The organism is Bradyrhizobium sp. (assembly GCF_035570375.1).
Taxonomy (GTDB): domain Bacteria; phylum Pseudomonadota; class Alphaproteobacteria; order Rhizobiales; family Xanthobacteraceae; genus Bradyrhizobium.
In genome coordinates this window covers 1-5,831 of record NZ_DATMLW010000255.1, presented here as the reverse complement: position 1 = coordinate 5,831, position 5,831 = coordinate 1, and the positions used below count along the sequence as shown (strand labels likewise).

Annotated in this window: 7 protein-coding genes; all 7 read right to left on the bottom strand. The window is 59.7% G+C overall.

Annotated features, from left to right (window positions below; all coding sequences use genetic code 11):
• Positions 1–812: 812 nt before the first annotated feature.
• Positions 813–1,031 carry a winged helix-turn-helix domain-containing protein gene (locus tag VNX23_RS28075; RefSeq protein WP_325634830.1) on the bottom strand — a complete coding sequence of 73 codons (219 nt, stop codon included), beginning with the start codon at positions 1,029–1,031 and terminating at the stop codon, positions 813–815.
• Positions 1,031–1,888: a hypothetical protein gene (locus tag VNX23_RS28070; protein ID WP_325634829.1), complete on the bottom strand. Its 858-nt coding sequence runs from the start codon at positions 1,886–1,888 to the stop codon at positions 1,031–1,033. Before VNX23_RS28070 ends, VNX23_RS28075 begins: the two co-directional genes overlap by 1 nt.
• On the bottom strand, positions 1,854–2,246 hold the full coding sequence (locus VNX23_RS28065) for an enoyl-CoA hydratase-related protein (protein ID WP_325634828.1): 393 nt from the start codon (positions 2,244–2,246) through the stop codon (positions 1,854–1,856). The genes VNX23_RS28070 and VNX23_RS28065 overlap by 35 nt, the downstream gene beginning before the upstream one ends.
• Positions 2,247–2,400: 154 nt before the next feature.
• The gene (locus VNX23_RS28060; RefSeq protein ID WP_325634827.1) at positions 2,401–3,627 is read right to left on the bottom strand and encodes a CoA transferase; all 1,227 of its coding nucleotides are present in this window, start codon (positions 3,625–3,627) and stop codon (positions 2,401–2,403) included.
• 201 nt (positions 3,628–3,828) lie between these two features.
• Entirely contained in the window at positions 3,829–4,458 is a 630-nt protein-coding gene (locus tag VNX23_RS28055) for an alpha/beta fold hydrolase (RefSeq protein ID WP_325634826.1), read from the bottom strand.
• Between the two features lie 140 nt (positions 4,459–4,598).
• Positions 4,599–5,450, bottom strand: coding sequence for an enoyl-CoA hydratase-related protein (locus tag VNX23_RS28050; RefSeq protein WP_325634825.1), 852 nt, complete (start codon positions 5,448–5,450; stop codon positions 4,599–4,601).
• A 56-nt stretch (positions 5,451–5,506) separates the two neighbouring features.
• Positions 5,507–5,831, bottom strand: a 325-nt coding sequence (locus VNX23_RS28045) for an acyl-CoA dehydrogenase family protein (RefSeq protein WP_325634824.1), incomplete at its 5' end; no start/stop codon positions are given.

Genomic DNA, 5,831 nt, shown 5'->3' with positions numbered 1-5,831 from the left:
GCTAGTAGTCGTTCGGCCGAATTTGCGTATCGCATCGGATCGCCTCGACACGATTCCAGATATTCCGCCATCGACATGTCCGTTTCGCTTCGCGCCTCGAACGATCGCGCGAAAGCGTTGAACAAAGAATCGTTGTACATGCCTCTCTCCGCGCGTGTGGTCGCCTCACCGTTTACTCGCTAGCAGCCGATCAAGCTAATGCTTTGGCCGCATCAACATACGAAGCATTCTCAGCCCGCCGCTGGTAGTCGTCGGCAAGGGCCTTAAGCTGACCCGCGATCGCCTCGTCGGTCATGGTTTGGGCAGCGCGGAGGTGAGATCTGGACCGTCATGAAGCGCTCGCCTGGTTCGCTGGAAGCTGGTTGAAGGCGATCTGGAGCCAGCCCACCCAATTGCGGTCATCGTTCCTGCGAGTCCTGAAGCGATCGACGCACTTCTTGGAACAAAGCGGGGTTCGCCACGAGTAGTGGCGGACAAGACCAAACTTGCCATCACAAACTGCGCATCGCGCGGCTCTGCCGGTTCTAAGACTTTCGGAGCAGTGAGGCATTGTTGTCTCCTGTTGGCTTTATTGTAGGTGTTCGTCGACCATCCTATTTTCGCCGTCGCACTTCATGAGCCTGTGCGCTTTTCTAACGGATGCAGCTAAGACGATCGTGACCGGCGGCTCAATTGAACATAGGTAATCGTTCGGCATCTAAAGATGTTACGGAACGATACAAAGGTTTATGACGCTCGCCCTTACTGGTGTGAATCGATTGGCACCTCGATCCTATGGACATTCCGAGATTCAGCCTGGCAGACCGCTCGCGCTAGCCTTCCAATAGTTCGTCCCGAGAGAGAGGATTGACGTTCAGAACAAATCCGGCGCCGCGGACGCTACGAATCATCGGCGGCTCATTCACGCCGTCTACCTTGCGCCGAAGTCGACCCATGTGAACGTCAACAAGATTTGTTTGTGAAACGAATTTGTAATTCCAGACTTCTTGCAGAAGCCTTGCTCGAGTCAGCACTTTGTCGCTACGCTCCATCATGTATCGCAGTAGCCGAAACTCTCGCGGGAGTAACTCAATCTGCCGATCGCCACGTTTGGCCGTTCGCTCGAGAAGGTTGAGCTCCAGGGGCCGACGCGCAGCACTATCTCGGTCGGCGTCGCTTGAGGTAGTGTGACTAGCTCTGCCACACTCAGGAGGAGCTCCGGCTGCGGATTCGACGAATTGGTCGAGGGCGGGTCCGCCCCACGAAACCGATCGACAATCTTCTCAAGCGCGCTCGAAAGAATTGTCTGTATGTCGGTGTATGTCGCGCCAAAGTCAGATGGCTTTTTTGTTGAACCGCCATCCGGGACAACGCGGACAACGATCGAAAAACCATCGACGTGTAGACCCGTCTCAGCTATGCCGGACGACCCGAGCGAACTCTGCGCGGAGCCAGCTGGCTGGTGATAGCCGTTGGGCAGCATTGATTCACCGCCGTCACACTTCGCTTGAGTGAGCGCGGTGGCAGTTGGGCCCGTGCAGAGAATTGCTCCACCCCGTCGTTCGTCTGTGTCGCGGACGATGTGTGGATTTCTCATACGATCGTCTTCTCTCCGCACGAGCAGGATGGCCACTTGAAACAGGCCTTTGGGACGGCTCTGCAGCGGGAAGAGCCCGTTCGTTTGGGCGATGATTTCCGCGTCCATTGCATTTGTCTCCGCAACCCAAATGGGCCAGCCATCCGGTGAATGGAACGAGACGATGGGGCGAAGCGTCGTCGCTCTTGCCAGCACGTCCTTATCGGAAACAACGTCGGTGACCAGACCCAACTCCGCGGCGCGCCCGGCATCAAAGGGAACTCCCAACAAAATCAGCTCAGCCGCACGAACATGACCGATCCGCAACGGCATGGAGCATGCTCGATCCGAATTCCGGTACGACAGCAAGATTGATGAAGGGCATCTGGAATTTCGTGCTCTCGCCCGCGTAGATGAAGTCGCAGTGCGTCAGCATGGTGGTGCCGCCACCGATGGCGGCGCCGTGAACCGCTGCGATCAATGGCTTGTCGAAATTGACCAATGCGTTCATGAGGCCGGCCTGCGGAGATTCTCCTGGACCCGGAGGGTTCTTCAGAAAATCCTCGATATCGTTACCCGCGCAGAACGAATCCCCCGCGCCGTGCCAGAGGACGACACGCGTGTTCTCGTCATTCGCCGCCTCGTTGGAAGATGCCTGCGAGAGCCACGTACATGGCTGACGCCATCGCATTTCGCTTTGTCGGCCGGTTAAACTGGACCCGCAAAACGCTTCCTGCATGTTCGGTAACAGTATCAGCCATCGTCGAAGTCCTGTTGCCTTTGGTAAATCTCGCTGCAAGTCGAGGTGTCGGGGCCACTCCTACCGCCCCCGACAGTTCGTCACGTTAAGCGGCATGTTCCTTTGTTTTCGGAATGGCACCACTTTCGTGCAAACCATCGATTTCGGCCGCGCTAAATCCGAGCTGCCGAAGAACTTCCCCGTTGTGTTCTCCAATCTTTGGGGCGCGTTTTGCGGGCACTTTGGCAACGCCATGCACCTGAAGCGGGCTGCTGATGGTGGACGTCAGCTTGCCGCCGGCACCATTGAGCGGAACGATGATGTCGTTCGCCTGGAGCTGGGGATCCTTGATCACCTCTTGCGGTCCACGCACCGCTCCGAACGTCACGTGAACGCCATTGAACACCTCGTACCAATGCGCCATCGGCTCGGCAGAGAAGATCTCGTCGAGGATCGCCGTGAGCTGCGGCATATTCGCCATCAGCTTCGCCGGATTGGAGAACCGCGGATCGGTGAGAAGATCAGGGCGGCCGATGGCCTTGGCGACGGGTGCCAGCTTGTCGGGCGTGATGATGAGAACGAACCAGGTGTCATCCTTGGTGCGCCAGACGTTCATGGCCGCATTCGCAGGATTCTTGCGATCGTGCAGCCCGAAGAATTTAGCATCGCACAGCGCGGCCTGGATCGAGACGCTGGCGGACCATACGCCTTCTGCAAGCAACGAGGTCGTGACATGCGCCCCCTCGCCGGTGCGCTCGCGACGGTACAAGGCAGTGACGATCGCCGAATAGAGCCCGACGGCGGTTGCATTGTCGCCGCTGCCGGCCACCGGCCAGGTTGGCGTCGAACCGGCATCGCGCGTCATCGACAACAGGCCGCTGCGCGCCCAGTATGAGGTGATGTCGAAGCCGGGGAGATTCGCATCAGGTCCCTTATCGCCGAAACCCGTGATGTCCGCGTAGATGAGCCGCGAATTCCACCGCACGACATCCTGATATTCGAGCTTCAATCGTGCGCGCGCGGGATGCGGCGTATTGACGATGAGTACGTCAGCCCATTTGACGAGCTTTTCGAGAACTTGCTGCGCGCTCGGGGCTTTCAGATTAAGCTCCATACCCCGCTTGTTGCGATTCGCGAGGTGCCAGGGGTAAGCGTCCTCGGAAAGCGGCTGCGGCGGCAGGTGGTTCGCAATTCGCAATAGCTCGCCGTTCGGCGGCTCGACCTTGATGACGTCGGCGCCGAAGTCCGACAGAATCACGGCAGCGCTCGGACCTGCGATAAAGCTCGCGAGATCCACCACCTTGAGTCCGGAAAAGATGTTGTCGTTCGGCATGTTTGTCTCCTTAGTGTTGAAGTTCGAGTGCGGTTGAAACGCTGTGGTCATCGTCGTTCAGTTTTTCCAGTGTCCGGGAAATCCAGCTGAGCAGGCGGGTTTGGACCTGCCGCCGGTTGATCTCGTTCAGCATCTCGTGCCGACCGCCCGGATAAAAATCGAAGGCGATATCGCTCAGCCCGGCATCGCGGTAGCGGGCAATCAGTTTGTGGCGCGCAGCTGCTGCCCGACCGGGTCTTCGCTTCCGGAGAACAAATAGATCGGCAGATCGCTGCGGACCTTGCCGAGTGCGACTCGATCGCACAATCGCGGCGCGGTGCCGAGGAAGGAAACAAGAGAGTCGGGATGAAGCTTTTCAAAGCAGAGAGGATCGGCCATGAACGCATCGACGATCGCCTGATCGCGGCACAGCCAGTCGAAGGGCGTGCGCGCCGGCTCGAATGCGGCGTTGAGCAGGTTGCTACCCGCGATTTCCTGAAGCGCGGTCCGAGCGAAGCCTTCAAGCGCTCCCGATCCCGAGAGGATCAAACCATCAATCTCGTGGCTGTGGTCGATGACGTATCCCTGCGCGGCAAAGGATCCCATGTCGTGCCCCAGGAGGAGCAGCGGCAGGTCGGGATTATCCTCTCTGGCGATCTCGCTCAGGCTGACCATGTCCTGGACGAGAAGTTCAAAGCCGCCCTTGCCTAATTCTCCCAATTGCGAGTGGGCCGAGAGGCCGTGCCCGCGATGATCGTTGGCGTAGACGATGAGGCCCGCCGCAACGAGCGCATCGACGGTATCGGCGTAGCGCCCCATGTGTTCACCCATCCCATGGGCGATCTGAACCACGGCCCGGGCCGGGCCGCGGCTGTCCCAACGGGCGCACGCGATGCACAGTCCGTCGGACTGGTCAACCGGAAGCGCTCTGTCGGAACTGGGGTGGGAGAAGGCGTTGCCATAGCAAATTTCCGGTCTCGCGCGCGCTCGATTCAGTGTCCGTGAAACTTCGGTGCACGCTTCTCGAGAAAGGCGGTGGTGCCCTCCTTCTTGTCTTCGGTAGCGGCGCAAATGCCGAAGTAGGAGGCTTCAAGGGCAAGGCCCTCGCTTTGGCTGGTTTCCAGCCCCTTGTTCGCAGCCTCCAGCGAGAACTTCACGGCGATCGGCGCGTTGGCCGCGATCTGCTTCAGAATCGCTTCGGCTCGCTCGATCAGGCTGGCCGCGGGGACGATTTCGTTGACGAGACCAATGCGGTAAGCTTCCTGCGCGGTGATCGTCTCGCCCGTGAGGATCAGTTGCAACGCCCGCCCCTTTCCCACCAACCGCGGCAAACGCTGCGTTCCGCCGCCGCCAGGCAGCAAGCCCAACTTGACTTCGGGCTGCCCAAATCTGGCATGCTCGGCCGTGATCCTCATCGTGCAGGCCATTGCCGTCTCGCAGCCACCGCCGAGCGCAAAGCCATTGATCGCCGCGATCACCGGCTTGCCGAGATTTTCGATGAGGTCCAGTACACCCTGCCCAAACCGGCTGGACTCCTCCGCCTCGTAGGCGTCGACATGCGCGAGTTCGCCGATATCGGCGCCGGCGATGAAAGCCTTATCGCCCGCGCCGGTGAGGATCACGCCGTGCACGGACTTGTCGGCCTTTGCGTCCTCGAATGCGGCCTGCAAATCGGTCCAGGTGGGCGTGTTGAGCGCGTTGAGCACCTTGGGCCGATTGACCGTCACATAGGCGGTCGAACCCTTCTTCTCGTACTTCACGTTCGCAAGCGCCAATATCGCTCTGGGCAACGAATCGGGCACGGTTGCCGGCGAAGGTGTGATTGATGCGGCTTCGGAAGCCATGGTCATATCTCCTGCATGGGGGATCGGCCGGCGTCGGAGCGCCGGCCGCCGGGATGTCACACGAAGGCGCCGCGACCGGTGATGGCTTTGCCGACGATCAGATTCTGCATCTGATATGTGCCTTCGTAGGAGTACAGCGCCTCGGCATCGGCGAAGAAGCGCGCGAGATTGTAGTCGGCGACGATGCCGTTGCCGCCCAGGACCTCGCGGCCCCATGAGACCGTCTCGCGCGATTTCGCCGTGCAGAACGCCTTCGCCAGCGCCGCATGATGGTCGTCAAGCTTGCCTTCGTCATCAAGCTGCGCCAGACGGAGCATCAGGCACTGGCACGCGGTCAGATTGGCAAGCATCTTGGCGAGCAGATCCTGAATCATCTGGAAC

Bases quoted from the DNA above. Each gene is read 5' to 3' on its own strand.
- VNX23_RS28075 (WP_325634830.1), bottom strand. From the start codon at position 1,031: ATGGAGCGTAGCGACAAAGTGCTGACTCGAGCAAGGCTTCTGCAAGAA.
- VNX23_RS28070 (WP_325634829.1), bottom strand. From the start codon at position 1,888: ATGCCGTTGCGGATCGGTCATGTTCGTGCGGCTGAGCTGATTTTGTTG.
- VNX23_RS28065 (WP_325634828.1), bottom strand. From the start codon at position 2,246: ATGCGATGGCGTCAGCCATGTACGTGGCTCTCGCAGGCATCTTCCAAC.
- VNX23_RS28060 (WP_325634827.1), bottom strand. From the start codon at position 3,627: ATGCCGAACGACAACATCTTTTCCGGACTCAAGGTGGTGGATCTCGCG.
- VNX23_RS28050 (WP_325634825.1), bottom strand. From the start codon at position 5,450: ATGGCTTCCGAAGCCGCATCAATCACACCTTCGCCGGCAACCGTGCCC.